The sequence below is a fragment of the Streptomyces flavofungini genome, assembly GCF_041028215.1.
Classification (GTDB): Bacteria; Actinomycetota; Actinomycetes; order Streptomycetales; family Streptomycetaceae; genus Streptomyces; species Streptomyces flavofungini_B.
On record NZ_JASKYR010000761.1, the window covers coordinates 1 to 3,496 of the forward strand.

General features: G+C 73.9%; 3 protein-coding genes. 2 read left to right on the forward strand and 1 reads right to left on the reverse strand.

From position 1 onward, the window contains the following. Positions 1-153 precede the first annotated feature (153 nt). Complete coding sequence (locus AB8Z36_RS33965; RefSeq protein ID WP_440582071.1) at positions 154-978, forward strand: SCO6745 family protein; 825 nt, start codon at positions 154-156, stop codon at positions 976-978. A 30-nt stretch (positions 979-1,008) separates the two neighbouring features. Here AB8Z36_RS33965 and AB8Z36_RS33970 read toward each other — a convergent pair whose 3' ends face one another. Beyond that, entirely contained in the window at positions 1,009-1,689 is a 681-nt protein-coding gene (locus AB8Z36_RS33970) for a TetR/AcrR family transcriptional regulator (RefSeq protein WP_440582070.1), read from the reverse strand. 153 nt (positions 1,690-1,842) lie between these two features. Here AB8Z36_RS33970 and abc-f point away from each other — a divergent pair, with 153 nt between their 5' ends. Then, the gene (gene abc-f / locus AB8Z36_RS33975) at positions 1,843-3,480 is read left to right on the forward strand and encodes a ribosomal protection-like ABC-F family protein (protein ID WP_369217238.1); all 1,638 of its coding nucleotides are present in this window, start codon (positions 1,843-1,845) and stop codon (positions 3,478-3,480) included. Positions 3,481-3,496 lie beyond the last annotated feature (16 nt).

The following is a 3,496-nucleotide window of genomic DNA, read 5'->3' on the forward strand; positions in this document are numbered from 1 at the left end:
GAGTCATGCCGTCAGCATAGACGATTCCCCAGATAATCGATTATTGCTGCTATCGTCGATTTCATGACTCCCGACACCACTGCCATCAGCGCTTCCGACACCACTTCCACCAGCGCCTTCGACAACGCGCCTTCGAGTGAGCAGCGGACGGACCTGGGCGCCGTCCGCGAGATCAGCACCGTCGTCCAGCGGACCCACCTGTTCATCTACCTCGTGCCCGAGACCGCCGAGGAGGCCGCCGCCCTGGGCGTGACCGACCGCGCGCCGGTGTACTTCGCCCTCCGCTCGGCGGCGCTCGGCGCTGTCCCCTGGCAGGTCACCCTGGCGGCCTTCTACAACTTCAGCCCCCGGGCGGTGCGGACCATGGCGGGTGTGTGGGACGCCGCTCCGCCCGAGCGGTGGCAGGCCGCGCGCTTCGCCGCCGCCGGGCGCGCGATGCGGCGTGTACGGGTGCCGCTCACGGCGGATCAGATCGCCGAGGCGAGGGCGCTGACGGACCCGGTCGTCGCCGGTGCCGAGTACGCGGGCAGGCCGCTCGCCGCCGCCAACGCGTCGGTCCCGCTCCCCGGCGATCCGCTCGTCGCGCTGTGGCAGCAGCTCACGGTGGTCCGCGAGTGGCGCGGCGACGCGCATCTCGTCGTACTCGCCGCCAACCGTCTCGGCCCGTGCGAGTGCCTGGTCCTCCACACCGCGCTGGGCCACCTCCCGGCGGCGCTCATACGGACCACCCGCCAGTGGAGCGACGCGGAGTGGGCCGCGGCGACGGCGCGTCTCGTCGCGCGCGGCTGGCTCGACGCCGAGGGCGCGGCGACCGAGGCGGGGGCCGCGGCGCGCGAGCGGATCGAGGCCGAGACCGATGAGCTCTGCGCCCCGCTGTGGGCCCCGGTCGGCGGCGCGGGGGCCCGCCGCCTCGCCTCGCTGATCGCGCCGATCAGCGAGGCGTTCGCCGCGGCGGGCACGTACGAGGCGATGCGCTAGGCGCCAACGGCCCGCGACGGGGCCACCGGTCTACGCCGGGCCGGGCTCCGGTGCCGGGCGCGGCTCCGGCGCCGGGCCTGCGAAGGCGCCCGCCGTCGCGGCGAGGGCCGCCGTCCTGGCCGCCTGGCGCGGCAGGTCGGGGTCGTGCGGGGTGTGCAGGAGGACCAGGTGGTGGTACAGCGGCGCGGTGGCGGCGATGAGCAGGCGGCGGGCGTCGGTGCGCGGTGGGAGTTCGCCGCGCCGGACGGCACGGTCGACGGTGATCTCGCAGCGGGCGTAGCGGTCGTCCCAGAGCCGCCGCTGGGCCTCGGCGGCCTGTTCGGAGCGGAACGAGGCGGCGATCAGGGCCGCCATGACCGGCGGTTGCGCCAGCATGGCGTCCTGGATCTCCTGGTTCAGCGCCGTCAGATCGCCTTCGAGCGAGCCGGTGTCCGGCGGCTGCCAGGCGTCGGCGCTCGCCGCGTCGAGCACGTCGGCGAGCAGGCCGCCGACATCTCCCCAGCGCCGGTACACCGTGGTGCGGTGCACCTGCGCGCGGGCGGCGACGGCGTCCACGGTCAGCCCGTCATAGCCGTGTTCGCCAAGCTCCGCGAGGACGGCTTCGAGCACCTGCCCGCGGATACGGGCCGTGCGGCCACCGGGGCGGCGTCGCGTCGGCGCGGACGTCTGCCGGACCGTTTGCGGTCCTGGACCAGGTGGATCGGATGTCATCGCGGTAATCCGTTGCTCGGGGGACGGCGGTATGGCACCATCTTAATGCATCAGTTGTCGCACTAGTGGAGTGATCGATGTTCTTCCAGAGCCTTCGCCCGGCCCCGCGGCCCGTGTCCGCCGCCCCGTCCTCGAATGCTCTGGAGACCTTGTATGCCCACACAGATCAGCGCGCTCGCCGTCAGCAAGTCCTTCGACGGCAGGACCGTTCTTGACTCGGTGACGTGTTCGCTCGCCGCGGGCGAGCGCACCGGGATCATCGGTGAGAACGGCTCGGGCAAGACCACCCTGCTCCGCCTGCTCGCCGGGCGCGAACGGCCCGACCAGGGCGAGGTCGTCGTCCAGGCCGACGGTGGCGTGGCCTATCTCGCCCAGGACGAGCGGCTCGCACCGGGCGCGACCGTCCAGCAGATCATCGACCGCGCCCTGAGCGACCTGCGCGCCGTCGAGCAGCGGCTGCGCCGCCTGGAATCCGCGATGGCCGAGGGCGACGAATCCGGCCTCGCCGAGTACGGCGAACTCCTGACGGTCTTCGAACTGCGTGGCGGCTATGACGCCGACGCCCGGGTCGAACGCGCCCTGCACGGCCTCGGTCTGGGCCTCGTGGCCCGCGACCGCACCGTGGGCACGCTGTCCGGCGGAGAACAGGTGCGGCTGCGCCTCGCCGCCGTCCTCGCCGCGGCGCCGGAGGTACTGCTTCTCGACGAACCGACCAACCACCTCGACGGCACCGCCCTGACCTGGCTGGAGGACCATCTGCGCACCCGGCGGGGCACCACGGTGGCGGTCTCCCACGACCGCGTCTTCCTCGAACGCGTCACCACCACCCTGCTCGAAGTGGACGCCGACCGAAGGGACGTCGTCCGGTACGGCAACGGCTACCCCGGCTACCTCGCCGAGAAGGCCGCCGCCAGGCGCCGCTGGGCCCAGGCGTACGAGCAGTGGCGCACGGACATCGACCGGCTGCGCGAGACCGCCGCGACCACCGCCCGCCAAGTGGCCCCCGGGCGCCCCATGAAGGACGGCAACAAGATGGCGTACGACCGGGCGGGCGGCCGGGTGCAGCAGTCCCTCGCCAGTCGGGTGCGCAACGCGGAGGAGCGGCTGCGGCGCCTGCTCGCCGACCCGGTCGCACCGCCGCCCGAGCCGCTGCGCTTCACCCCCGTACTGCGCTCCGGCCGCCCGCACGGCGTCGTCCTCGACGCCTCGGACATCGCCGTCACCGACCGGCTCGACCGTACGGGCCTCACGGTCGCGGCGGGCGAGCGCCTGCTGGTCACGGGGCCGAACGGAGCGGGGAAGAGCACTCTGCTCGGCGTTCTCGCCGGTGAAGTCGCCCCCGACAGCGGCGGCGTGACCCGCCGGGGCAGGGTCGGTCACCTCCCCCAGGAGCCGCGTCCGGGACGACCGCACGAGACCGTGCTCGCCGCCTTCGCCCGCGGCCGGGCGCGGAACTCCGATGAGCACGCCGGACACGCCGAACACGCCGAACACCTGCTGTCCCTCGGCCTGTTCGGCCGCGACCAGCTCACGGTGCCGGTCGGCCGCCTGTCCACCGGACAGGCACAGCGGCTCGCTCTGGCGCGCCTGCTCAGCGAGCCGTGGGACGTCCTGCTGCTCGACGAGCCCACCAACCACCTGTCACCCGCGCTCGTCGAGGAGCTGGAATCCGCGCTCGACGGCTACGAGGGCGCCCTCGTCGTCGTCAGCCACGATCGCCTGCTCCGCCGACGCTGGCGGGGCGCCCACCTGGAGCTGCGGCCGGAGAGGAGCACCGCCGCCGCCCGCTGAGGCCCTGCCCCCGCCC